This window comes from Bifidobacterium pullorum subsp. saeculare, assembly GCF_016899725.1.
GTDB classification, from domain to species: domain Bacteria; phylum Actinomycetota; class Actinomycetes; order Actinomycetales; family Bifidobacteriaceae; genus Bifidobacterium; species Bifidobacterium pullorum_C.
On record NZ_JACLYU010000001.1, the window covers coordinates 46,881 to 70,445 of the forward strand.

General features: G+C 69.4%; 18 protein-coding genes and 1 pseudogene. 16 read left to right on the forward strand and 3 right to left on the reverse strand.

The genetic code is table 11. The annotated features are described in order from the left end of the window. The first annotated feature begins 31 nt into the window (after nt 1–31). From H7U32_RS00200 to H7U32_RS00250, 11 genes and pseudogenes are all read left to right on the forward strand, one after another. Nucleotides 32–805 (forward strand): ATP-binding cassette domain-containing protein, encoded by a 774-nt coding sequence (locus H7U32_RS00200; protein WP_204466997.1) that lies wholly within the window; start codon nt 32–34, stop codon nt 803–805. A 1-nt stretch (nt 806) separates the two neighbouring features. Then, nucleotides 807–1,709: a hypothetical protein gene (locus H7U32_RS00205; RefSeq protein WP_204466999.1), complete on the forward strand. Its 903-nt coding sequence runs from the start codon at nt 807–809 to the stop codon at nt 1,707–1,709. Nucleotides 1,710–2,083: 374 nt separating this feature from the next. Continuing rightward, the gene (locus H7U32_RS00210) at nt 2,084–3,232 is read left to right on the forward strand and encodes a pyridoxal-phosphate dependent enzyme (protein ID WP_239457371.1); all 1,149 of its coding nucleotides are present in this window, start codon (nt 2,084–2,086) and stop codon (nt 3,230–3,232) included. A 37-nt stretch (nt 3,233–3,269) separates the two neighbouring features. Further along, nucleotides 3,270–4,454: a cystathionine gamma-synthase gene (locus H7U32_RS00215; protein WP_204467001.1), complete on the forward strand. Its 1,185-nt coding sequence runs from the start codon at nt 3,270–3,272 to the stop codon at nt 4,452–4,454. 180 nt (nt 4,455–4,634) lie between these two features. Beyond that, a complete protein-coding gene (locus H7U32_RS00220) occupies nt 4,635–7,529 on the forward strand; it encodes an ABC transporter ATP-binding protein/permease (protein WP_204467003.1) in 2,895 nt (964 codons plus the stop codon). 139 nt (nt 7,530–7,668) lie between these two features. Then, nucleotides 7,669–8,615, forward strand: a pseudogene (locus tag H7U32_RS00225) (ADP-ribosylglycohydrolase family protein). Nucleotides 8,616–8,837: 222 nt separating this feature from the next. Continuing rightward, a complete protein-coding gene (locus tag H7U32_RS00230; RefSeq protein ID WP_306452339.1) occupies nt 8,838–9,608 on the forward strand; it encodes a PfkB family carbohydrate kinase in 771 nt (256 codons plus the stop codon). 106 nt (nt 9,609–9,714) lie between these two features. After that, nucleotides 9,715–11,214, forward strand: a complete 1,500-nt coding sequence (locus H7U32_RS00235) for a purine-cytosine permease family protein (protein WP_204467005.1) — start codon at nt 9,715–9,717, stop codon at nt 11,212–11,214. 21 nt (nt 11,215–11,235) lie between these two features. Continuing rightward, the gene (locus tag H7U32_RS00240; RefSeq protein ID WP_204467006.1) at nt 11,236–11,814 is read left to right on the forward strand and encodes a cysteine hydrolase family protein; all 579 of its coding nucleotides are present in this window, start codon (nt 11,236–11,238) and stop codon (nt 11,812–11,814) included. A 51-nt stretch (nt 11,815–11,865) separates the two neighbouring features. Beyond that, nucleotides 11,866–12,351, forward strand: a complete 486-nt coding sequence (locus tag H7U32_RS00245; RefSeq protein WP_204467008.1) for an S-ribosylhomocysteine lyase — start codon at nt 11,866–11,868, stop codon at nt 12,349–12,351. A 167-nt stretch (nt 12,352–12,518) separates the two neighbouring features. Then, nucleotides 12,519–13,022, forward strand: coding sequence for a GNAT family N-acetyltransferase (locus H7U32_RS00250; RefSeq protein WP_204467354.1), 504 nt, complete (start codon nt 12,519–12,521; stop codon nt 13,020–13,022). A 36-nt stretch (nt 13,023–13,058) separates the two neighbouring features. Here the strand turns inward: H7U32_RS00250 and H7U32_RS00255 are convergent, their stop codons facing one another. Further along, nucleotides 13,059–13,769 carry a FadR/GntR family transcriptional regulator gene (locus H7U32_RS00255; RefSeq protein ID WP_204467010.1) on the reverse strand — a complete coding sequence of 237 codons (711 nt, stop codon included), beginning with the start codon at nt 13,767–13,769 and terminating at the stop codon, nt 13,059–13,061. A 182-nt stretch (nt 13,770–13,951) separates the two neighbouring features. Here H7U32_RS00255 and H7U32_RS00260 point away from each other — a divergent pair, with 182 nt between their 5' ends. The 3 genes from H7U32_RS00260 (at nt 13,952) to gnd (ending at nt 16,921) form a co-directional block, all read left to right on the forward strand. Next, nucleotides 13,952–14,500: a gluconokinase gene (locus H7U32_RS00260; protein ID WP_204467011.1), complete on the forward strand. Its 549-nt coding sequence runs from the start codon at nt 13,952–13,954 to the stop codon at nt 14,498–14,500. Nucleotides 14,501–14,623: 123 nt separating this feature from the next. Next, the gene (locus H7U32_RS00265) at nt 14,624–15,952 is read left to right on the forward strand and encodes a GntP family permease (RefSeq protein WP_204467013.1); all 1,329 of its coding nucleotides are present in this window, start codon (nt 14,624–14,626) and stop codon (nt 15,950–15,952) included. 75 nt (nt 15,953–16,027) lie between these two features. Further along, complete coding sequence (gene gnd / locus H7U32_RS00270; RefSeq protein WP_204467015.1) at nt 16,028–16,921, forward strand: phosphogluconate dehydrogenase (NAD(+)-dependent, decarboxylating); 894 nt, start codon at nt 16,028–16,030, stop codon at nt 16,919–16,921. Nucleotides 16,922–17,003: 82 nt separating this feature from the next. Here the strand turns inward: gnd and H7U32_RS00275 are convergent, their stop codons facing one another. Then, entirely contained in the window at nt 17,004–18,434 is a 1,431-nt protein-coding gene (locus tag H7U32_RS00275) for an amino acid permease (RefSeq protein ID WP_204467016.1), read from the reverse strand. Nucleotides 18,435–18,721: 287 nt separating this feature from the next. On the opposite strand from H7U32_RS00275, the gene alr reads away from it, so the two are divergent. After that, nucleotides 18,722–20,068 carry an alanine racemase gene (alr, locus tag H7U32_RS00280; protein ID WP_204467018.1) on the forward strand — a complete coding sequence of 449 codons (1,347 nt, stop codon included), beginning with the start codon at nt 18,722–18,724 and terminating at the stop codon, nt 20,066–20,068. Nucleotides 20,069–20,090: 22 nt separating this feature from the next. Further along, on the forward strand, nt 20,091–21,380 hold the full coding sequence (locus tag H7U32_RS00285) for a deoxyguanosinetriphosphate triphosphohydrolase (RefSeq protein WP_204467020.1): 1,290 nt from the start codon (nt 20,091–20,093) through the stop codon (nt 21,378–21,380). 18 nt (nt 21,381–21,398) lie between these two features. On the opposite strand, the gene dnaG is transcribed toward H7U32_RS00285, so the two are convergent. Continuing rightward, on the reverse strand, nt 21,399–23,489 hold the full coding sequence (gene dnaG / locus H7U32_RS00290) for a DNA primase (protein ID WP_204467021.1): 2,091 nt from the start codon (nt 23,487–23,489) through the stop codon (nt 21,399–21,401). Between the last annotated feature and the right edge of the window lie 76 nt (nt 23,490–23,565).

Sequence of the window (23,565 nt, forward strand, 5' to 3'; positions counted from 1 at the left end):
GCATCGCACTCGTCGAGAAGGGATACCAGTCATGAGCCCGACCACTCCTCCCACAGGGCTGGCGGTCGCCGGCGTCGTCAAAACGTACGCCGGCGCCGCCGCCCTGGGGCCCATCGACCTCATGTTGCGGCCAGGCGTCATCTACGGGCTGTTCGGGCGCAACGGCGCCGGCAAATCCACACTGCTGGGCTGCTTGGCCGGCCGGCTCCTGCCGGACCGGGGCACCATGAGTCTCGACGGCGTGGACCTGCGCGCCAGCGAGGACGCCCAGTCTCGTGTGTATCTGGTCAACGACACGCTGCCGTTCCTCGTCGCCACTTCGATTCGGTCGTTCTTCCGCAACGAGGAACGCTTCGCCGGCGGCTTCGACTGGGGATTTGCCACACGCATGCTCATGGAGGCGGGCATCGACCCGGCCTCGCGATTCCACCAGCTGCCACTCGGCCGGCGCATGATGGTCCGGCTGGCCGCGGCGCTCGCAGTCCCTGCGGAGGTGCTGCTGCTGGACGAGCCGATGCTCGGGCTGGACGCCGTCAATCGCAGCCTGTTCCACCGGCTGGTGCTGGAAGCGGTCGCTGAACGCCCGCGGACCATCGTGATGGCCACGCATCTCATCGACGAGGTCGCCCCGGTGATCGAGCGCGCCATCGTCCTCGACCACGGGCGGGTGGCGGACGAATGCGCCGTGGACTCCGTCGACCGCGGCAGCCTGCGGCTCCAGGACCACGTGGTCCGGCTCATGGCGGGCGGCGTCGCAACGACGCCTGAGCCGGGTAATGCCGTTGCGTCGGATAAGGAGGGGTGACATGGCGATTACAACTACATCGGTTCATGCCCGCCTGATGCGCATGACGCTGCGCAAACACGGAGCGTGGCTGGCGTGCTGTGCCGTACTGCTGGCCATCGTGCTGGCGGTCAACGCCAGCTACTGGTGGCAGCTGACCGATGGCGGCGCCACTCCCGCCACCAGCGGCACCCTGGAAGGATCGCTGGCTGTGATGCTGTTCCTGGCAGCGCTTGTCTGGCCGTGCCTCGGCTTCGGCACGCTCATCTGCCATGGCGTCTCCCGGCGCACCATCGTGCGCGAACAGACCGTGACCAACCTGGCGGTGGCGTGTGCCGCGGCGGTGGTGCTGTTCGCCGGCTGGCTGGTGACGACGAGCCTCGGTACACCGTTGACGCTGAGTCTGGCTGCCTCGCGGTTCCGGTACGCGTATTCCACGGTGATGGCTCACGACGGCGGCATCTTCAGAGCCGATGTCGGCGTGCTGCCGCCATCCGTCGCCGCGGCGGCGCCGGAGGCGGGGCAGCCGCTGGCGATGGGGGACTGCTACGTGTTCCTGGGCACGGTGGCGACGATGGTGGTCGTCGCGATGGCGGGACAGCTCATCGGCACCGTGCTTATGGTCGTATGGTCGCACGGACACCGGCTGATGGCCGCGATCGGCGCAGTGGTGATGCTGGTCGCCGGCCTGGAACTGGGCGGTATGCGGTGGCAGCCGCAGCCGGGAGACGACAGTATGGTCGGCTGGCTGGTCGACGCGGCGAAAGGCGGCGTATGGACGTCGCTGGACGGCATGCGGGCGGTGAGAACCGTGGTGTGGCTCCCGCTGGCGTACGCCGCGATGATCACCGTGGTGGCGGTCTGGGCGACGCACCGGCTGACCGACCGGTGCGAGGTGCCGCCGGATCGGGGCGGCATGTGCTGAACCACGCGACGGGAGCCGGACGAATCGAGCGCCCGGCTCCCGTCTGTTTCGGCATATGGACAGGCGGATACGGATGGTCAGACCGCCTGCTACGGTGCTGAGCCATGCAGAAGCTCTCATGTTGTTGTCGCTGACCGACGCCACACGGCGCGCGGTTGACGACGCATAACTCGAGAGACGATCATCTTCGCCGATTCCGGTGGAATTCCACGAATATGTGACCCCAGGGCATGCCGATGCATGGTTCGCATCCGCATCGCCGGGCTCCTTCCCTCGTCCTCTCTGGCAGGCGGCGCATCCCGTGTCCGTGCCTGGCGCATCCCTCCGCAGGCAGACCAGACCAACCGATACGCATCAGGCAAAGGAACCCGACCATGACCACGCTGCTTTACGATTCCGCGACCATCGCCAACCACCGTCCCTACCAGTTCGCGCCCGCCGTCTCCACCGGCTCCGCGCCCATCGCCGCGCCGCGCTCCACGCCCATCAACCCGGCGCGCATCGGCATCGCCGACTCGACCGTCGACCTCATCGGCAACACGCCGCTCGTCCGGCTCAACCACCTGCCGCAGGCCGCCGGCGTCAAGGCCCAGGTCGTGGTCAAGCTCGAATACATGAACCCGGGCGGCTCGGCCAAGGACCGCATCGCCGAACGCATCATCGACGCGGCCGAGCGCGAGGGCAAGCTCAAGCCGGGCGGCGCCATCATCGAACCCACCTCCGGCAACACCGGCGTCGGTCTGGCGCTCGTCGCCCAGCAGCGCGGCTACCGCACCATCTTCGTCGTGCAGGACAAGGTCTCCCAGTCCAAGCGCGACGTGCTGCGCGCCTACGGGGCCGAGATCGTCGTCGCCCCCACCGATGTGCCCGCCCACGACCCGCGCTCCTACTACAGCGTCGCCGACCGGCTCACCGAGCGGATCCCCGGCGCCTTCCAGCCCAACCAGTACGACAACCCCAACGGACCGGCCAGCCACTACGCCACCACCGGCCCGGAGATCTGGGCCGCCACCGAGGGGAAGGTCACGCATTTCGTCGCCGGCATCGGCACCGGCGGCACGATCTCCGGCACCGGCCGGTACCTGAAGGACGTCTCCGACGGCAAGGTCACCGTCGTGGGCGCCGACCCCGACGGCTCCATCTATTCGGCGGCCTCGCCCGCCGACCAGCACCAGTACGACGTGGAGGGCGTGGGCAAGGAGAAGTACCCGGGCGCCTTCGACCGCGCCGTGCCCGACGAGATCGTCCGGGTGCGCGACGCCGCCGCCTTCGAGACCACGCGCCGCCTGGCCTCCGAGGAGGGGCTGCTCGTCGGCGGGTCCTCCGGCATGGCCGTCGCCGCCGCTCTCGACTACGCTAGGGAACACGACCTCGGCGAGGACGACCTGGTCGTCGTGCTCGCCCCCGACTCCGGGCGCAGCTATCTGGAGAAGATCTTCAACGACGACTGGATGCGCGGGCACGGCTACGGCGATGTCGTCGAGCGCACCTCCCGTCCCTCGCTCGTCGCGCAGTACGCGTGAGCCAGGACCCGACCACAGGACGACAGGAGCGGACGCCATGACCACGACCCCCACACCCCGCACCCCGGCCGCTGCACTTGACACGCGCGCCATCCACGCCGGGCAGGAGCCCGACCCGACGACCGGCGCGGTCGTGCCCCCGATCTACATGACCTCCACGTTCAAGCAGGACGCGGTGGGCGAGCCGCGTCACGGCTACGACTACAGCCGCTCGGTCAACCCCACGCGGCGGGCCTTCGACGAGCAGCTGGCCGCCGTGGAGGGCACCCGTCACGCGCTGAGCTTCGCCTCCGGGCTGGCGGCCATCGACGTGCTGCTGCGCGCCACCATGCGGCCCGGCGATCGCATCCTGCTCGGCAACGACGTGTACGGCGGCACGTACCGCCTGCTCGCCCAGGTGTTCCAGCCGTGGGGCGTGGGGCTTGACGTGGTGGACATGGCCGACACGGCCGCCGTCTCCGCCGCGCTCGCGGCCGCCCCGCACCGCTGGGTGTGGGTGGAGACGCCGACTAACCCGATGCTCGGCATCGTCGACATCGCCGCCACCGCGGCCGTCGCGCACGCGCACGGCGCGCGCGTCGCGGTCGACAACACCTTCGCCTCGCCCGCGCTGCAGCATCCGCTGGCCGACGGCGCGGACGCGGTCGCCTATTCGACGACCAAATACATCGGCGGGCATTCCGATGTGATCGGCGGTGCCATCGTGACGGACGACGACGAGCTGGCCGGACAGGTCGCGTTCTTGCGCAACGCGGCCGGCGCCGTGCCCTCGCCCTTCGACTCGTGGCTGGACATCCGCGGGCTCAAAACGCTGCCACTGCGCATGCGCCGGCATTCGGTCAACGCCCTGAAGGTCGCACAGTGGCTGGAATCGCAGCCTTCGCAGGTGGTGTCGCGCGTGTGGTACCCGGGGCTGGCATCGCATCCGGGCCATGCCATCGCCGCCCGGCAGATGCACGGCGGCTTCGGCGGCATGGTCTCCGTGCAGCTGGCCGGCGGGCAGGAGGCGGCCAAGCGCTTCGTCCAGGGCACCAGGCTGTTCACGCTGGCCGAATCGCTGGGCGGCGTGGAGTCCCTCATCGAGCATCCGGGGGCCATGACCCATGCCTCGGTGGCCGGCACCACGCTCCAGGTGCCGGACGATCTGGTGCGCCTGTCCGTGGGCATCGAGGACGCGGACGACCTGATCGCCGACCTCGGCCAGGCGCTGCGGCGGATCTGAGCGGGCAGGGTGTCGCATCTGTTCCCCATGGGGAAACATATGCGACACCATGTGCGCGGAATACCGAGATGGCCCCGGTATAATGACCGCCGTATTTTTCCAGGCGATGACATGACACCGACTGCTCGCGGACGGCATGCGGCCACCCGCACCAGGCGTCACGGTGGGAAAGACGGCGGCATGCTGCAGATCAAGGGCATTTCCAAACAGTACAAGACCGGCGATTTCGTGCAGCAGGCGCTGGACGACGTGAGCCTGAACCTGCGGGACAACGAGTTCGTGGCCATCCTCGGCCCCTCCGGCTCCGGCAAAACCACGTTGCTCAACATCATCGGCGGCCTCGACCGCTACGACCAGGGCGACCTGGTCATCAACGGCATCTCCACCCGCCAGTACAAGGACCGCGACTGGGACGCCTACCGCAACCACACGATCGGCTTCGTGTTCCAGAGCTACAACCTCATCCCGCACCAGAGCATCCTGTCGAATGTGGAGCTGGCGCTGACGATCGGCGGCGTGCCCAAGTCGAAGCGGCGTCACATGGCGCGCCGCGCCCTCAAGCAGGTGGGTCTGGGCGCGCATGTCGACAAGAAGCCGAACCAGCTGTCCGGCGGCCAGATGCAGCGCGTGGCCATCGCCCGCGCGCTGGTCAACGACCCGGACATCGTGCTGGCCGACGAGCCGACCGGCGCCCTCGACTCCGCCACCTCCGTGCAGATCATGGACCTACTCAAGGAGGTGGCCAAGGACCGCCTCGTCGTCATGGTGACCCACAACCCGGAGCTGGCGCGCGAGTACGCCACCCGCATCGTGGAGCTCAAGGACGGTGTGATCCGCTCCGACTCCAACCCCTACGATCCGACCGCTCCGTCCGCCGACGGGCAGGACAGCCAGACCGCCGCCGAGCCGGTGCGCCGGACGATGGGCCGCACCTCGATGTCGCTGCTCACCTCGCTGGCGCTGAGCTTCAACAACCTCAAGACCAAGAAGGGGCGCACGATCCTCACCTCCTTCGCCGGGTCAATCGGCATCATCGGCATCGCCTTGATCATGAGCGTCTCCGCGGGCGTGAACACGTACATCGACCGCATCCAACGCGACACGATGACCGCCTATCCGATCACCATCGACGCGAAGACCTTCGACCTGGGCTCCATCATGAGCACCAGCCAGGAGAACATGGAGGGCCGCGCCAACGCGCATCACAAGGCGGACGCCGTCTACCCGGACGACAGCTCCATCAAGGACGCCTCCGCGATGACCGGCTCGATCACCGAGAACAACCTGAGCTCCTTCAAGAAGTACCTGGACAAGGCCTCCAGCCCGATCCACCAGTACGTGGGCTCCGCCGGCATCCAGTACTCCTACGACACCCGCTTCTCCGTGTACAGCCATGACCCCTCCGGCACGTTGGTCGACGCCGACGGGGTGACCGTCGGTTCCACCGGCGGCCAGTCGATGGCCTCGCAGATGGCCGGCTCCAGCATGTCTTCGATGGACATGAGCTCGGTCACCTCGATGCAGATGAGCATGCTCACCGGCTCCTCCGACCAGAACGCCGCCCCGGACATCTTCCATGAGATCATGCCCTCCGCCGACGGCAAGCGGCAGGTGGGCAAGGTCGTCGCCGACAACTACCAGGTGGTCGACGGCGCCTGGCCGAAGCAGGCCGACGAGGTGGTGCTCGTCCTCGACAAGAACAACACGCTGCCGCTGACGGCCCTGTACGAGCTGGGCCTCAAGCCGGCGGCCGACTACCACGAGATGATGAACCAGCTCAACGCCGGGGACAAGGTGACCACCGACACCGGCGCGATCGACTACACCACGGTGCTGGACCAGCGGCTGAGCCTGCTGCCCGCCTCGGACCAGTACGTCAAGGGCGCGGACGGCCACTGGCAATACGTGGGCGACAATGCCGACGAGATCGCCCGGCTGGTCGATTCCGACGCGGCCATCGCGCTCAAGGTCGTGGGCGTGGTCAAGCCCATCGCGGACGCCAAGGCCACGCCGCTGGGCACCGGCGTCGGCTATACGCGCGCGCTGACCGACACGCTCATCGACCGCGCCGAGCACAGCCAGATCGTGGCCGACCAGCAGGCCGACCAGCAGCACAACGTGCTCAACGGCATGACCTTCGCGCCGTCCGACGACGCGACCAAGGCCGCCGACGCCAAGGCCTACGTCGCCTCGCTGGGCGTCACGCAGAAGGCGCAGATGGCGCAGAGCCTGATGAGCGCCGCCGGCCAGCAGGGCGCCCAGCCCGGCGTGACCGGCGCCCAGCCCGGTGCCCAGCCCGGCGTGACCGGCGCCCAGCCCGGCGTGACCGGCGCCCAGCCCGGCGCGGCCTCCATGGCCGGGGCGGGCGGCGAGCAGGCCATCGCCGCCCAGTTCGACCAGTGGATCGCCACCGCCGACGAGCCGACGCTCGTGGCCATCTACAACCAGTACGTCTCCACCGGCTCCTACCGCGACAACATGGCCAACTTCGGCGTCGTGAGCCGCGGCGCGCCCAGCTCCATCAGCATCTACGCCGACAGCTTCGAGGACAAGGACTCGATCGAGGACCAGATCGCCGACTACAACAAGGACGCGAAGAAGGCCGACCGCATCACCTACACCGACTACGTGGGCCTCATGATGGATTCGGTGACCACGATCATCAACGTCATCACCTACGTGCTCATCGCCTTCGTGGCGGTCTCCCTGGTCGTCTCCTCGATCATGATCGGCATCATCACCTACATCTCCGTGCTCGAGCGCACCAAGGAGATCGGCATCCTGAGGGCCATGGGCGCCTCCAAGCGCAACGTGAGCAACGTGTTCAACGCGGAGACCGGCATCATCGGCCTGTTCGCCGGCCTGATCGGCGTGGCCCTGACGGTGCTGCTCAACGTCCCGATCAACGCGGTGCTCCACCACTTCATGGGCACGGACGAGGTGAGCGCCGTGCTGCCGGTGCCCAACGCGATCGCGCTGGTCATCCTTTCGGTGGTGCTCACGCTCATCGGCGGCCTCATCCCCTCGCGCGGCGCCGCCAAGCAGGACCCGGCCACCGCCCTGCGCACCGAGTGAGGCTGGCGGACCGCAGATGGACGGAAGGATGACGATGCGGCACGGTCACACGGCCACGGGGGAGCGCGCGCGGGGCGCGCTGGCGGGGCTGGCGCTGGGCGACGCCCTTGGCATGCCCACGCAGAGCATGTCCGCCGACATGATCGCCAAGGCGTACGGGGGCCGGTGCGCGGTTTCCTCGACGCGGCCGCCGCGCAGCCCATCGCCCCGAACATGCCCGCGGGGCACGTGACCGACGACACCGAACAGGCCCTGGTGCTGGCGCGGCGGCTTATCGCCGACCGCGGCGACCTCGACGTGCTCGCCTACGCCGACGACCTGCTGCGCTGGGAGGCGGCGATGAAGGCCAAGGGGTCGCTCGACCTGCTCGGCCCCTCCACCAAGGCCGCGCTGGAGGCGTTGGGGCGCGGCGTGCCGCCGGAACTGACCGGACGGACCGGCACGACGAACGGAGGCGCCATGCGCGCCGCGCCGGTGGGCATCGCCTTCGCGCCGGGAGAGGCGCTGCTCGCCGCCGCGCGCCGTTCCTGCGTGGTGACGCACAACACGGTGCAGGGCATCGAGGCGACGACGCTGCTCGCCGCGGCCGTCAGCTGCGGCGTGGCGGGAGCCGGCGTGCGTCAGTCCCTGGACCGGGCCGTCGCCCTGGCGGGCGCCGCGCGGCCGGCGGGCGCCTGGTCCGCCAAGGCCTCCGTGCTCGAACGCACCCGGTGGGCGCTGGCCTGGGCCGAGGGGGAGGGGGCCGGGGCCGATGACGCGGCCTTCCTGCGATGGCTGCGGCTGATGGTCGGCACCAGCGTCGAGGCCAATGAGTCGGTGCCGGCCGCGTTCGCCATCGCCAGCCGGTACGCCAACCGTCCCTTCGACGCGTTGTGCGCCGCCGCGTCGGTCGGCGGCGACACGGACACGATCGCCGCCATGAGCGGGGCGATGCTCGGCGCCTGCTTGGGCGCCGGGGCGTTCGGCGGGGACCGGGTCGCGTTCGTCGAACGGGTCAACGGCCTCGACCTCGCCCAGGTCGCGGACCGGCTCATGGACCTGCGCGGACGGGACGTCGGCGCCGGGAACGACGGGGGCGCGCGGTGAGCGCCCCCGTTGCCACGGACGCCCCGGCCGTGATCTCGCTGGGGCAGATCATCGTCGACCTGACCATGCGCGTCGAGGAGGTGCCGCGCCCCGGCCAGGATGTGTTCGCCGATGGCGTCCGCGCGCAGGTCGGCGCCAGCTACAACATGCTCCATACCGTCCGCCGCATGGGGGGTCGCGGCATGCCACGGCGGCGTGATCGGCGACGGCCCATGGGCCGCGATGATCGACGCGGCCCTGCGCCGGGACGGCATCCGGCACATCGGGATGCGCTGCGACGGGGAGGACAACGGGTTCTGTATCGCCCTGACCGACGCCAGGGCGGAACGCACGTTCATCTCCTGCCGCGGGGCCGAGGCCCATGCCCCCGCCGACGCCTTCGATGCCATCGAGCCTGGCGCGAGCGACGTGCTGTATGTCAGCGGATACACGCTGGCGCACCGCACGGCCGAGGCGCTGCGGCGGTTCCTGCGACGCACGATGGGGCATCGCTTCGCCGCCGTGGTCGACGCGTCCCCGGTGATCGATGCGGCCGACATGGCGATGCTCCGGCAGCTGCGGGACTATGCGCCGGTATGGACGTGCAACGAGCGCGAGGCCGGGCTGCTCATGCGGCGGTTCGGTCTGGACGGTCCGCACGGATCGGGCGCGGAACAGGCCTGCCGGCGGCTGGCGGAGGGGCTGGGCTCCCCGGTGATCGTGCGCGCCGGCGGCGACGGCGCCTGGATGTGCGAACCGGGCGCGGGGCCGCGGCATGTCGCCGGCTTCCCCGTCGCCGCCGTCGACACGAACGGCGCCGGCGACTGCCACACCGGGGTCCTGTGCGCCGAGCTGACCCGGGGCACGCCGTTGCCCGAGGCGGTGCGGACCGCGAACGCGGCGGCCGCGATCGCCGTCACTCGGCGCGGACCCGCCACCTGTCCCTCGCGCCAGGAGGTGCGTGCGCTGTTCGGGGCGGACACGCGCCGCCGGCACGGCCATCCGGAGGCGTGACGGACAACGGGGTTCCGGCGGGGGCTTCAGCAAATGGTCATTCCCCACCCGGGCGGGGCGGCGGCCCCATTGTGGCAGACATCAACCGTCACCAAGGAGACGCGCCATGAGCACAGCACCGGACCGACCATCAGCCCTCGCCGTCGAGGAGCAGGGTATCGACGCGATCGCCGAATCCGAGCGCAAGGGCACCCCGGCCAGCCTGTTCTGGCCCTGGTTCGCCGCGAACATCTCGGTGCTGGCCATGTCCTACGGCGCCTGGGCGCTGGGATTCGGCATCTCGTTCTGGCAGGCGACCGCCGCCACGATGATCGGCGTGGTCGCCTCGTTCCTGCTGGTCGGCGTCATCTCGATCGCCGGCAAGCGCGGCAACGCGCCGACCATGGTGCTCACCCGCGCCATCTTCGGCGTCGAAGGCGCCAAGATCCCCTCGGTCATGTCGTGGATCGCGACGCTCGGCTGGGAGATCTCGCTGACCACCACCGCCGTGCTGGCCATGTCGTCGACGCTGGCGTCGCTCGGCATGGGCTCGGGAGCCGTGCCGAAGATCGTCTCGACCATCGTGGTCGTCGGCCTCGTGGTCATCGCGGGCATCTTCGGCTACGATCTGATCATGCGGTGCCAGCAGGTCATCACCATCGTCACCGGCATCGTCACCCTCGGCTTCTTCATCCTGGGCTGGGGCAACATCGACTTCTCTGCCATCGGGTCGGCGCAGGCGGGCGACCTGCCCGCCGTTCTGGGCTGCTGCCTGTTCGTGATGACCGGCTTCGGCCTGGGCTGGGTGAACATCGCGGCCGATTACTCGCGCTACCTGCCGCGCCGGGCGTCGAACGCGGGCATCATCGGATGGACCACGTTCGGCGCGTCGATCGCCAACGTGTTCCTCATCCTCTACGGTCTGCTGCTCGCCGTGTCCAACGCCGACCTGTCCGACAAGGTGGGGCTGGACCCAATCGGTGCCATGGCCTCGATCCTGCCGACCTGGTACCTGGTGCCGTTCACGCTGGTCGCCGTGCTGGGCCTCATGTCCGGCGCCATCATGGACAACTATTCCAACGGCCTGGCGCTGCTGTCGTTTGGCGTGAGGCTGCCGCGCACCGTGGCCGCCGCACTCACGGCCGTGCTCACCGTGGTGGGCGTGGTGTACGTGACGTTCTTCTCCGACACGTTCATCGGCCCCTTCCAGGGGTTCCTGACCACGCTGGGCGTGCCCATGGCCGTGTGGGCCGGCATGTTCGTAGCGGATGTGATCATGCGGCGCAAGGACTATGACACGGTGGACCTGTACGACCCGAACGGACGGTACGGCAGGTGGAATGGCAAGGCGCTGGCGATCCTGGCGGTCGGCACCGTGCTCGGCTGGGGGCTGGTGGTGAACTCGGCCGCCAGCTGGCTGACCTGGCAGGGCTATTTCCTGGCGCTGTTCGGCGGCAAGGACGGCGTGTGGGCGTCCGCGAACCTCGGCGTGCTGGTCGCGCTGGTCATCGGGTTCGTCGCCGCGCTGCTCGTCCAGCGGGGCGACGTGCGGCGGCAGGAGTCCGCGCCCGCGCGCGACGGGGTTGGAGATGGCGCGCCGCAGGCATCGGATCGACGGGAACACTGAGCGAGGGAAAGGCGCAGGGTCATGATTGACGATGACGAATGGCTGGTCGTGATCGACCGGCAGAAGGTGTTCGCCCAAAGCGACTGGTCCGCGTGGGCGTGCGCCGACGGCTCCTACCATGCCACCGACGAGGCGTTCGTCCGGCTGGCCGGGGCGTACGGGGAGCGCGTGGCGTACACGCGGTACATCGCCCCCGACGAGCCGAAGGATGCGTGGGTGGCATATTTCCGCGACTGGCCGCAGTTCCTGGTGCCGCTGGACGACCCGATGTACGACTTCACCGACGAGACCGCCCGGCTGGCCGAAGGCCATCCGGTGATCAGCCGGACCACCTTCGGCAAATGGTGCCCCGAACTCGAGGTAGCCATCGGCGGAACCCGCAGAATCGCCCTGTGCGGCGTGGCCACCGACTGCTGCATGCTGCTCACCGCGCTGGCGGCGGCCGACGCGGGCGTGCGGGTGCGTCTGGTCGCCGACGCCTGTGCGGGCAGCACCCCGGACAACCAGCGCCTCGCCCTGGAGACGATGCGGCTGTTCTCGCCGCTGATCGAGGTGACGGATTCGGCCACGCTCCTCGGCGGGCGCGCGGCGGTAGCATGAGTATGGCATCGGCGCCGACGGGGCGCCGGACTACAACGGAAGGGAAGCAATATGGCTGAGGACAAGCCTGTCGTCGAATCGTTCCAACTCGACCACACCAAGGTCAAGGCGCCGTATGTGCGCTGCATCGACACGCAGAAGGGGCCGCACGGCGACGTGATCTCCAACTACGACCTGCGCCTTGTGCAGCCTAACGAGAACGCCATCCCCACCGGCGGCCTGCACACGATCGAGCACATGATTGCGGTGCTGCTGCGCGAGCGCATCCCCGGGTACATCGACTGCTCGCCGTTCGGCTGCCGCACCGGCTTCCACCTGCTCACCTGGGGCGAGCACAGCACCGAGGATGTGGCGAAGGCACTCAAGGAGTCGCTGGAGTTCATCGCCTACGAGGCCACCTGGGACGACGTGCCCGCCACCACGATCGAAAGCTGCGGCAACTACCGCGACCACAGTCTGTTCACCGCCAAGCAGTGGTGCAAGGACATCCTCGCCAAGGGCATCAGCTCCGATCCCTTCGAGCGCAAGCTCGTCTGAGCCTTGGCACGGCGCGGCGGACGGCCGCACATGCCAGGCCAGCCCGCATGGTACGTTGTCCCTCGGCCCGGAACGCGTGCGAACGCGCCGGACCGAGGGACGTTTCGTTTCCAGTCGAGGGAGGGCTTGTGAGCGCCTGCGCTACGCCTGCGGATCAGGAGGGACGCATGTTCCGCCATGCCACGATGCGGGACCTGCCGCAGATGCAGGCCATCTACGAGCATGCGCGGCATGTGATGGCGGCCAACGGCAACCCCACCCAGTGGGGGAGCACCTTCCCGCGCGAGGCGGTCGTCCGCGACGACATCGCCAACCAGCGCACGATGCTGCTCGTCGACCATCGCGGCGGCAAGGAGCGCATCCTCGCGCAGTTCGCGCTCTGCCCCGGCGAGGACCCGACCTACGCGAGCATCGAGGGCGCCTGGCTCGACGACGACGCCTACGTGACGATCCACCGCATCGCCTCCTCCGGCCTCGTGCGCCACGCGGCGCGCGACTGCATCACCTGGGCGCTCAAACACTACGGCAATGTGCGCGCCGACACGCACCCCAACAACAAGGCCATGCAGCATGTGCTCGAATCCGCCGGATTCGCCCGCTGCGGCCTGATCCAGCTCAACGACCGGCCCACCGACACCACCCGCATCGCTTATCAGCGGCACGAATGGTGACCGGCCGCACGCCCGCCGCACGCGCGCATAGCCGCGTCACGGCCGGCTGATCGCCGTGCCCACCTCGTCGACGATGGCCTGCATCGCCGACGCAGCCCGGTCGGCATCCCCTGTCCAGATGGCCTCGGCGACGGCCACATGCGCGTCCAAGGCCTCCGGATTCGGCCGCCGCGGGTACATGTCGATCTCCACACGGCCGCGCAGCACCGTCGCCACCGTGTCGGAGAAGGCGGCGAACAGCTCGTTGCCGCAGCTGCGCAGAATCAGGGTGTGGAAGACGATGTCTGCGTCGTGGAACGCCGCGAGCCTGCCCTCCGTGCCGTCCCGGCGCATCTCAAGCGCCAGCACCGGCAGCTTCGCCTTGCTCTCCAGCGGGGCGCGCGAGGCGGCCAGGCGCGCCGCCATCGGCTCGATGCACAGGCGCAGCTCGGTCAGGGACAGTAGCTCCTGCCGGCGTTGGGTGGAATGCAGCTTCCATGAGATGACCTGGGGGCTGAGCGCCTGCCATTGATCGGGGGAGCGGGGGATGAGCCCCACGCGGCGGCGGATCTCGATGGCCCGTGCGGACTCGAGCTGCCGGGACGCCTCCCGGGCCACGGTGCGCGAGACGCCGAACTCGGACTGGATGTCCTCCAGTGTCCGGGGGGAGTCCGGCAGCCACCGGCCGTCGATGATGTCCAGGGCGAGCCGTTCGGCGACGGGCTCGTGCATATGCCCGGTTCCGGGGGTCTGAAGATCCGTGGTCATGGCAATCAGACTACTAATCGGCGCTGTGACACGCCGAACGGTCTTAAAGATACTCTTTTTGAATTGACAAAGACTCATAAACAATCTATTGTGATTCTCAACGGACCGGAGGTCATGGCAGATTCCCGGATCGGAACCATCCGCCGGCCATCGGCGGGCAACGAGGCAGAACAGGAGCACCAATGGACGCACCGCACATGCACATCGTGGTCATGGGGGTCGCCGGCTGTGGCAAATCGACCGTGACCGAGGCGATCCGTGACCGGCTCGGCTACGAGATGGCCGAGGGCGACGCCTTCCATCCCCAGGCCAACATCGACAAGATGAGCGCCGGCATCCCGCTGACGGACGAGGACCGCTGGCCCTGGCTGCGCGTCATCAACGCGTGGATGGCCGCCAAGGACGCCATCGGCGTCGACACCGTCGTCTCCAGCTCCGCGCTCAAGCGCTCCTACCGGGACGTGCTGCGCAAGGACATCCCCGTGTTCTTCGTGCATCTGACGGGCACTCCGGAGCTCATCGGCGAGCGCCTGGCCGCGCGCAAGGGGCATTTCATGCCGCCCGCGCTGCTGCCCAGCCAGTTCGCGATCCTCGAGCCTCTGGAGGCGGACGAGCCCGGCGTCGAGGTCTCCATCGAGGGCAGCGTCGAGGAGATGGTCGACCGGGCCATCGACGCGGTCGTGGCCCATGCCGCCGCCTGCGGGATCCCCGTCCCCGCCGTGGCCGCCTGACGGCGCTCCCCGCCCAGGGGGCGCCCGCTGCGGCGGAAGGTCTTCCGGCGAGGGCGTCGTCGCCCCGCGCAGGCCAATCGGACCGCCGTCCTCATTCGCATTCGGTTTCACAGGAGAAACGTCATGCATCTCATCATCGCCGCCATCGTCGGCATCGCGGCCATCGTCGTCTTCATCGCGGTGCTCAAGCTGCATCCCTTCCTCTCCCTGCTGCTCGGCTCGTTCCTCATGGCCGTGTGTGCGGGCGTGCCCTATGACGAGGCCATCAGCAGCTTCACCGCCGGCGCGGGCTCCACCTTCTCCGGCGTGGGCCTGCTCATCGCGTTCGGCGCGATCATCGGCACCATCCTGTTCTCCTCGGGCGGCGCGGACGTGATCGTCGACACGATCATGGCCAAGACCCCGCTGGCCCGGCTGCCCTGGGCCATGGCGCTCATCGCATTCATCGTCGGCATCCCGATGTTCTTCGAGGTCGGCGTCGTCATCATCATCCCGGTGGTGCTGTTCGCCGCGCGCCGTGCCCATATGAAGGTCATGCTCATCGCGATTCCGGCGCTCGCCGGCCTGTCCACGCTGCACGCCTTCGTGCCGCCCCACCCCGGGCCGCTGGCCGCCATCGACTCGATCCACGCCAACCTGGGCGTCACGCTGGGTCTCGGTCTGCTCGTCGCCATCCCCACCGTCATCATCTCCGGCCCGGTGCTGGGCAAGCTCATGGCGCGCTGGGTGCCGATCATGGCCCCGGAGAATGAGGCCGAGCAGGACGCTCCGAAGGACGCCGCGAACCGCCCCAGTTTCGCGCAGGCCATCGCCGTGATCCTGTGCCCCGTGGTGCTGATGCTCGCCGCCTCGATCGTCGACCTGACTGGGCTGAGGGCCGAGCCCTGGGGCCGTGCCATCGCCTTCGTCGGCGAGCCGCTCACCGCGCTGTTCATCACCGCCGTGCTCGCGATGGTGCTGCTCGGATTCTTGCAGAAGGCCACGCGCGACGCCGTCAACGGCATGGTCGGCAAGTCCTTCGGCACTGTCGCCAGCATCGTGCTCATCGTGGCCGCGGGCGGCGGCTTCAAACAGACGCTCGTCGACTCCGGCATCGGCGACGTCATCGCCCATGGCATCACCGAGTCCGCCATGAACCCGCTGTTCGCCGGCTGGCTCGTCGCGGTGCTCATCCGCCTGGCCACCGGGTCGGCCACGGTCGCCACAGTCACCGCGGCGGGCATCATGGTGCCGCTGACCGCCGGCATGAGCCCCACGCATCTGGCGCTGCTCGTGCTCGCCATCGGCGCCGGCTCCGTGTTCTTCTCCCACCTCAACGACGCCGGCTTCTGGCTGGTCAAGGAGTACTTCGGCATGACCGTCGGCCAGACGCTCAAGACCTGGTCCCTCATGGAGACGGTGCTGTCCGTGACCGGCCTCGTGTTCACCATGCTGCTGTCGCTCGTGCTGTGAGCGCCGGGCCGCATCCCCCGTACTTCATCCCATCGCATATCCATCGCATTCACGTTCATCACAAAGGAGACCATCATGCACATCGGAATGATCGGACTGGGCCGCATGGGCGGCAACATGGCCAAGCGTCTGCGCGCCGGCGGGCACACCGTCGTCGGCTACGACATGAGCCCCGACTCCGGCCGCGACGTCACCTCGCTCGCCGAGCTCGTCGCCGCGCTGCCCGCGCCCCGCGTCCTGTGGACGATGGTGCCGGCGGGCGGGCCCACCGACGCCGTCATCACGGAGCTCAAGGGCCTGCTCGACGCCGGCGACATCGTCATCGACGGCGGCAACACCCACTACCCCGACGACCGGCGGCACGCGGACGACCTCGCCGAACGCGGCATCGACTTCCTCGACTGCGGCGTCTCCGGCGGCGTGTGGGGGGCGGAGCGCGGCTACGCGCTGATGCTCGGCGGCGACCGCGCCGTCTTCGACCGCGTCCGCCCGCTGCTGGACACGCTCAAGCCCGAGGGCGACTACGGGCTGACGCTCGCCGGCCCCGTCGGCGGCGGCCATTTCGCCAAGATGGTGCACAACGGCATCGAATACGGCATGATGCAGGCCTTCGGCGAAGGCTTCGCCACCATGATGCGCTCCGATCTCATCGACGATCCGGCGGCGACCATGGTCTCCTGGCGCAGCGGCTCCGTCGTTGCCTCCTGGCTGCTGGACCTGTTCGAGAACGCGGTCCAGACCGATCCCGGGCTGCGGGGCATGCCCGCCGTGGCCAACGAGTCCGGCGAGGCCCGCTGGATGGTCGAGGCCGCGCTGGAGCTCGGGGTGCCCACGCCCGCCACCGCGGCGGCCCTGTGGCAGCGCCAGACCTCCCGCGGCGGCGCCGACGATATCCTGCGCGTCGTCACCGCCATGCGCGCCCAGTTCGGCGGGCACGTCACGAAGGTCGACGAGATCGCCACGCACTGACGCCCATAACGAGCGGGCCCGCCCTCCGGAAGGTCTCCGGAGGGCGGGCCCGCCCGCGTATATGAAGCAGTCGGACGGCCGGTCAGCCTTCGGCGGCCGCCTGCCCGAGCTTGGAGCGCTTGCGCGCGTAGAGGAAGTAGACGGCCAGACCCAGGGCGAACCACACCGCGAAGCGCACCCAGGTCTCCCAGTTAAGCCCGGCGATGAGCACCAGGCAGAAGACAATCGCCAGCACCGGCGTCACCGGCACGCCCGGCGCGCGGAAGCCGCGGTGCGCGTCCGGCTGCGTGTGCCGCATCCACAGCACGCCGGCCGAGACGATGATGAACGCGGTGAGCGTGCCGATGTTCACCAGCTCGAACAACACGTTGATGTTGATGAAGCCGCCGGCGAACGCGGTGAGCAGGCCGAAGAACCAGGTGCCCTTGAACGGCGTGCGGTACTTGGGGTGCACCTCGCCGAAGAACTTGGGGAACAGGCCGTCGCGGCTCATCGCGTAGCAGATGCGGCTCTGGCCGTACAGCTGCACGAGCATCACCGTGGTCATGCCCACGAGCGCGCCCAGGTTCACGATCACCGCCAGCCAGTTCATGCCGGTGGCCAGGATCACACCGGCCACCGGGGCGTCCACGAAGTTCGCGAAGTCCGGGTACGGGACGATGCCGGTCATGATGAGCGTCATCGCGATGTACAGCACCGTGGAGATGGCCAGCGACAGCAGGATGCCGCGCGGCAGCGTCTTGTTCGGCTCGATCGTCTCCTCGGCGGAGGAGGAGACCGCGTCGAAGCCGATGAAGCTGAAGAACACGATCGAGGCGGCCGGCACGATGCCGTACGGCTGCGTGGAACCGGGCTGGAAGGTGTACAGGCCGTAGGGGGAGAAGGGCTTCCAGTTGGCCGGATTGACGAACCACACCGTGCACACGATGAACAGCACGATGATCGCCAGCTTGATGATGACCATGATGTCGTTGGTGCGCTTGGTCTGGTTGATGCCGATCGACAGCACCCAGGTGATGAGCAGCACGATCACGAAGCCCGGCAGGTTGAAATACGTGGTCACGCCCGGCGTGGTGCCGTAGGCGGCCGTGAGCTCCACCGGCAGATGCAGGCCGAAGGTCTCCAGGAACTTGTTGAAGTAGCCCGCCCAGCCGGCCGACACGGTGGCCGCCTGCAGCGCGTACTCGAGGATGAGGTCCCAGCCGATGATGAACGCGATGAGCTCGCCGAACGCCAGATACGCGTACGAGTAGGCGGAGCCGGAGACGGGGGCCATCGACGCGAACTCCGCGTAGCACAGGCCCGCGAAGCCGCAGCAGACGGCCGCCAGCAGGAACGACACCGACAGCGCCGGCCCAGCCGTGAGCGCCCCCTTGCCGGTGAGCACGAAGATGCCGGTGCCCACGATCGCGCCGATGCCGAGCAACGTTAGGTCGACGGTGCGCATCGTGCGCTTGAGCGGGGTGGATTCGGCGACCATCTGGCCCACCGTTTTCTTGCGAAACAGATCCATAAGGTTCTCTCTTCACACGCATACGGTGCGACGGACCTGCCGCGGCTCCGCCACGGCACGCCCCCACACCTGTTGATCATGGACGAACCGGACGGATTTCCGGGATCCCGGACACGCCTCAACGCCGGGAATCTGAATGCGGGGTCGTCCGGCCTCATGGTCCGGCGCCCCCGATGGATGACGAGTGTACGGCCGCACCGGGGACAACGGGCGTGTCGTGCCCACCCCCGTGTCCCACTATGTGAATCGTTCCCGCCACGTCATATGGACGCGCCACAATGGGGACCATGACCTTGAACGCAGCACCCGCGATCGCATTCACCCAGCCGGACGGCCCCGCCAACTACGCGGCCGCCTGCCGCCGTTACCCGGCCCAAGCCATCGTCGACCTCAAGACCCTGCGCGACAACATGCGCCATCTGGTGTCCGTGGCCGGCGACGGCGCCGCGGTGATGGGCGTCGTCAAGGCCGACGCCTACGGCCACGGCTTGCTGCCGGCCGCGTTGGCCGCGCTGGCCGGCGGCGCCACCTGGCTGGGCACCGCGCAGAGCCACGAGGCGCTGCTGCTGCGCCGGCTGGGCATCGGCCCCGACCGGGCCCGCATCCTCACCTGGGTGTACAACGGCGCCGCCGCGCCCTTCGACGAGCTCATCGAGGCCGACATCGACGTGTCCGTCGGCTCGCTCGACGGCATCGACGCGCTCGCCGCGGCCGCGCGGCGCGTCGGCCGCCCCGCGCGCGTGCACGTCAAATGCGACACCGGATTCGGCCGCAACGGCTTCACTCCCGCCGCCTTCGACCAGGCGCTCGCCAAGCTGGCGCCGCTGGCGCACGAGGGCGTGTTCGACATCGTCGGCCAGTGGAGCCACCTCGCGGTGGCCGACAGTCCCGACGTGCCCGAATTCGTCGCCTCCACCGACCGCCAGATCGAGGCCTTCCACGACTTCACCCGCCGCATGCGGGCCGCCGGCATCCCCCCGCGCATCCGACACCTGGCCAACACGGCCGCCACGCTGGACCGCCCGGAGATCCACTTCGAGCTCGTGCGCCCCGGCGTGGGCCTGTACGGCTACGAGCCAGACCCGGCGATGGGCACGCCCGGGGACTACAAGCTGCGGCCGGCGATGACGCTGCAGGCCCAGCTCGGCACCGTCAAGGACGTGGAGGCCGGCCACGGCATCTCCTACGGGCGCACCTACCTGACCCCCGACTCCACCTCCACCGCCATCGTGCCGCTCGGTTACGCGGACGGCATCCACCGCTCCGCCTCCGGCTTCGACATGGCCGGCGCCAAGCATGTGGAGAAGCTCGGCGGCCCGGTGCGCGTGATGACCGCCCGCGGGCCGCGGCTGTACCGCGTCTCCGGCCGCGTGTGCATGGACCAGTTCATCATCGACCTGCACGGCTCCGCCGCCGAGCTGGACGTGCACGAGGGCGACACCGTGGAGCTGTTCGGCCCGGGCCGCGGCGAGATGTTCGCCGAACCCACCGCCGACGACTGGGCGCGCGCCGCCGACACCATCAGCTACGAGGTGTTCACCTGCCTGCGCAACCGCATCCCGCGCCTGTACGAGCACGCCGACGTGCTGCCCGAGGCCGACCGGGCGCTGCTCGACCCCGCCTCGCTGCTGTAGGCGCCGGGCTACAGTATGCGTTATGACCACCACGCGTGATGGGGAGGCGGTGCTCTCCGGCGAGGGCTACACCGCCGCCGACGAGGAACGATGGGCGAACGAGCCGCCGAAATCCCCGTCCCGCACGGCCTTCGAACGGGACCGGGCCCGGCTCATCCACTCCTCGGCGCTGCGCCGGCTGGGGGCGAAAAGCCAGATCCTCGTCGCCGGCACCGACGACTTCGCCCGCACCCGGCTGACCCACACGCTGGAGGTGGCGCAGATCGGCCGCCAGATCGGCGCGATGCTCGGCTGCGACCCCGATGTGGTGGACTGCGCCTGCCTGGCCCACGACCTGGGCCACCCGCCCTTCGGCCACAACGGCGAGCGGGCGCTGGCGGCCATCGCGGAAGACATCGGCGGATTCGAAGGCAACGCGCAGACACTGCGCATCCTGACGCGCCTGGAGCCGAAGGTCCTGTTCGCGGACGGCCGGTCCGCCGGCGTGAACCTGACCCGGGCGGCGCTCGACGCGGCCGTCAAATACCCGTGGACGCTGGCCGAGGCCGCCGCCCACCCGAAGGGGGAGCGCAGCGCCAAATTCTGCGTGTACCCGGACGACGAGCCGGTGTTCCGCTGGCTCAAGGCGGGGCGGGCCGACCCGACCGTCCGGCCGATGGAATGCCAGGTCATGGACCTGGCCGACGACATCGCCTACTCGGTGCACGATGTGGAGGACGCGGTGGCCACCGGCACGCTCGAGCCGGCGGCGCTGGCCGACGGCGCCGTGATCGACGAGACCGCGGAGCAGACCCGCGCCTGGTACGGCGCGCGGTGGGACGCGGCGCGGCTGGTCGAGGCGTTGGGCCGGTTGCGGCGCGCCGGGCTGCTGCCGGACGGCTTCGACGGTTCGCGGCGGGCGCTGGCCCGGTTGAAGAACATGACCTCCGCGCTCATCGGCCGGTTCGCCGGATCCGTGGAACGCGCGACGCGCGACGCGTACGGGCCCGGTCCGCTGACCCGGTACACGGCGAGCGTGGTGGTGCCGGAGGAGACCGCCTACGAGATCGTGGCGCTCAAAGGGCTGGCCGTGCATTTCGTGATGGCGCCCCGGGAGCGCGAGCCGTTGCACCGCCAGGAGATGACCATCGTGACCGACCTGGTCGAGGTGCTTATGGCGGACGCGCCACGCGCGTCGGAGGCGCTGGACCCGCAGTTCCTCGACGACTGGCAGACGGCCGCGGACGACGGCGCGCGCCTGCGCGTGGCCATCGACCAGGTGGCGTCGCTGACGGACTCCTCGGCGCTGGCGCTCCATTCGATCCTGTGCTGACGGACCATGCCGGGGCCGTCAGGCGATGGCGTTGTTGCCGTAGGCGGCCGCCTGGATGTTCTTGCGGTCCGTCTCCATGCGCGTCACCTGGCCGAGCAGGTTGAACTTCTCCTCGCCGTCGGGCATGCGCGCCATCTTCAGCCGCATCGCGCCGATGCGGCGCATGAGCCCGGTGTCGAGCAGCTTGGCCAGCAGTTCCATCGCGTACTGGCGTTCGGCCGCGGTGGCCGGGCGCAGCGGCTGCGCGGACGGATTGGCGGCGTCCGGGCCCTGCGCGCCGGCGGCGCCGGAGTCGTCGGCCGGCAGCGGCAGCGGCATCACCGCCAGCTCGTTGATCGTGGATTCCAGCACGGGACCGCCCGCCTTGGTCAGGTTGTGCATCCACAGCCCCTGCGGCGTGGCGTCGGCGGGCAGGCCGCCGGCCGCCGCGATCGCCTGGAACAGCGTGCGGAACACCGGGGTCATGAAGTCCCCGAGCGTCAGCCGGGCGAACCATCCGCGGTCGATCGCGCGGGGGATTTGGATGAGCACGGCCATGAACTGCTGCTCGGTCATGAACACGGTGTCATCCACGCGATGGTACGTCTGACGCTGCGCATCGGCGCGCTCCAACGCCTTGCGCGCCGCCGGATCGGCATACGGGTTGCCCCCCGGCTCCACGCGCAGCGGCCCGGCGCCCGCCGCGGCACGCCGCCTGGGGGCGTAGGCGTCCGCGTCGCGCACCTGCAGCTGGCGGCGGGCCGTGTTGACCTCGCGGCGCATGATGTCCAGGTCGACGCCGACCTGGCGGGTGGCTTTGCGCGTGTACAGGTCCAGCAGCGAGCGGTCGCGGATCTGCGCGATCAGCGGCGCGACCGCCTTCACCGCCCCCATCTGCCCGGTGGCCAGCGTGGTGTCGAAGCGGTCGATCGCCGTGTCGATCACGAAGTCGTACAGCGGCTTGGCGTGCTCCACCAGCGAGGCCACCGCCTGGTCGCCGCGCTCGATCCTCAGGTCGCAGGGGTCCAGGTTGTCGTCGGCCACGGCCACGAAGGTCTGGGAGAGGAACGCGGAGTCGAGGCCGAAGGCGTGCAGCGCGGCCTTCTGTCCGGCCGCGTCCCCGTCGAAGGTGAATACGATCCGCGAGCTCAGCGGCTGCCCCGGCACCTTGAGCGGTCCGACCAGCTGCACCGCGCCCAGCGAATCGTCGGCGATGAGGCGGCGCACGATCTTCGCATGCTCCGCGCCGAAGGCGGTGCCGCAGGTGGCGATGGCCGTGTCCACGCCGGCCAGGTGCATGGCCATCACGTCGGTGTAGCCCTCCACGATCACGCACTGGCGCTTGCGTACGATCGCCTGCTTGGCCAGGTCGATGCCGTACAGCACCTGCGTCTTGCGGTACAGGGCCGTGTCCGGGGTGTTGATGTACTTGGCGGCGATTTGGTCGTCCTCGTACAGCTTGCGCGCGCCGAAACCGAGCGTGCGGCCGGTCGAATCGCGGATCGGCCAGGTCACGCGGCCGCGGAAATAGTCGTAGACGCCGTTGCGCCCTTGGCGGGCGAGGCCGGCGTCGAGCATTTCCTGCTGCGTGAAGCCCTTCGCGGCGAGGTGGCGCACCAGATTGTCCCAGCCCTGCGGCGCGTACCCGCAGCCGAAGCGCTCGCAGTCGGCCTGGCTGAAGTTGCGCCCGCCCAGCAGTTTGCGTGCGGCGAGCGCCTCCTTGCTCATGATGTTGCCGGTGAAGAAGCGCTGCGCCTCCTCGTTCGCCTCCAAGAGACGGGCCCGTTTGGAACCGCTGTGCTCCGGGCGTCCGGCGCGTCCGGCATCCTCGTAGTGCAGCTCGATGTGGTAGCGGTCGGCGAGCAGTTCCACGGCCTCGCGGAAGTCGATGTTCTCGGCCTGCTCCACGTATTTGAACACGTCGCCGCCCAGGCCGCAGCCGAAGCAGTGCCAGACGCCCAGGGCGGGGCGCACGTTGAAGCTGCCGGTCTTCTCGTCGTGGAACGGGCACAGGCCCACGTAGGTGCCGGTGCCGGAAGGCTTGAGCGTCACCGTGGCGGACACGATGTCGTACAGGTCCGCGGCGGCGCGCACCTTCTCGATGTCTTCCTTCTTGATCATCCCGGCCATAACGGTCCAGTCTACCGCGCACGGCCGCCCGGCGGACTCGTGCGGTGATGGTCGGTAAACACATGCGACACTTCGG

What these genes read in the sequence shown, in the direction of transcription:
- H7U32_RS00200 (WP_204466997.1), top strand. Translation starts at nt 32, where the DNA reads ATGAGCCCGACCACTCCTCCCACAGGGCTGGCGGTCGCCGGCGTCGTC.
- H7U32_RS00210 (WP_239457371.1), top strand. Translation starts at nt 2,084, where the DNA reads ATGACCACGCTGCTTTACGATTCCGCGACCATCGCCAACCACCGTCCC.
- H7U32_RS00275 (WP_204467016.1), bottom strand. Translation starts at nt 18,434, where the DNA reads ATGGATCTGTTTCGCAAGAAAACGGTGGGCCAGATGGTCGCCGAATCC.
- H7U32_RS00260 (WP_204467011.1), top strand. Translation starts at nt 13,952, where the DNA reads ATGGACGCACCGCACATGCACATCGTGGTCATGGGGGTCGCCGGCTGT.
- H7U32_RS00265 (WP_204467013.1), top strand. Translation starts at nt 14,624, where the DNA reads ATGCATCTCATCATCGCCGCCATCGTCGGCATCGCGGCCATCGTCGTC.
- H7U32_RS00255 (WP_204467010.1), bottom strand. Translation starts at nt 13,769, where the DNA reads ATGACCACGGATCTTCAGACCCCCGGAACCGGGCATATGCACGAGCCC.
- H7U32_RS00230 (WP_306452339.1), top strand. Translation starts at nt 8,838, where the DNA reads ATGATCGACGCGGCCCTGCGCCGGGACGGCATCCGGCACATCGGGATG.
- H7U32_RS00250 (WP_204467354.1), top strand. Translation starts at nt 12,519, where the DNA reads ATGTTCCGCCATGCCACGATGCGGGACCTGCCGCAGATGCAGGCCATC.
- H7U32_RS00245 (WP_204467008.1), top strand. Translation starts at nt 11,866, where the DNA reads ATGGCTGAGGACAAGCCTGTCGTCGAATCGTTCCAACTCGACCACACC.
- dnaG (WP_204467021.1), bottom strand. Translation starts at nt 23,489, where the DNA reads ATGGCCGGGATGATCAAGAAGGAAGACATCGAGAAGGTGCGCGCCGCC.
- gnd (WP_204467015.1), top strand. Translation starts at nt 16,028, where the DNA reads ATGCACATCGGAATGATCGGACTGGGCCGCATGGGCGGCAACATGGCC.
- H7U32_RS00235 (WP_204467005.1), top strand. Translation starts at nt 9,715, where the DNA reads ATGAGCACAGCACCGGACCGACCATCAGCCCTCGCCGTCGAGGAGCAG.
- H7U32_RS00215 (WP_204467001.1), top strand. Translation starts at nt 3,270, where the DNA reads ATGACCACGACCCCCACACCCCGCACCCCGGCCGCTGCACTTGACACG.
- alr (WP_204467018.1), top strand. Translation starts at nt 18,722, where the DNA reads ATGACCTTGAACGCAGCACCCGCGATCGCATTCACCCAGCCGGACGGC.
- H7U32_RS00285 (WP_204467020.1), top strand. Translation starts at nt 20,091, where the DNA reads ATGACCACCACGCGTGATGGGGAGGCGGTGCTCTCCGGCGAGGGCTAC.
- H7U32_RS00205 (WP_204466999.1), top strand. Translation starts at nt 807, where the DNA reads ATGGCGATTACAACTACATCGGTTCATGCCCGCCTGATGCGCATGACG.
- H7U32_RS00220 (WP_204467003.1), top strand. Translation starts at nt 4,635, where the DNA reads ATGCTGCAGATCAAGGGCATTTCCAAACAGTACAAGACCGGCGATTTC.
- H7U32_RS00240 (WP_204467006.1), top strand. Translation starts at nt 11,236, where the DNA reads ATGATTGACGATGACGAATGGCTGGTCGTGATCGACCGGCAGAAGGTG.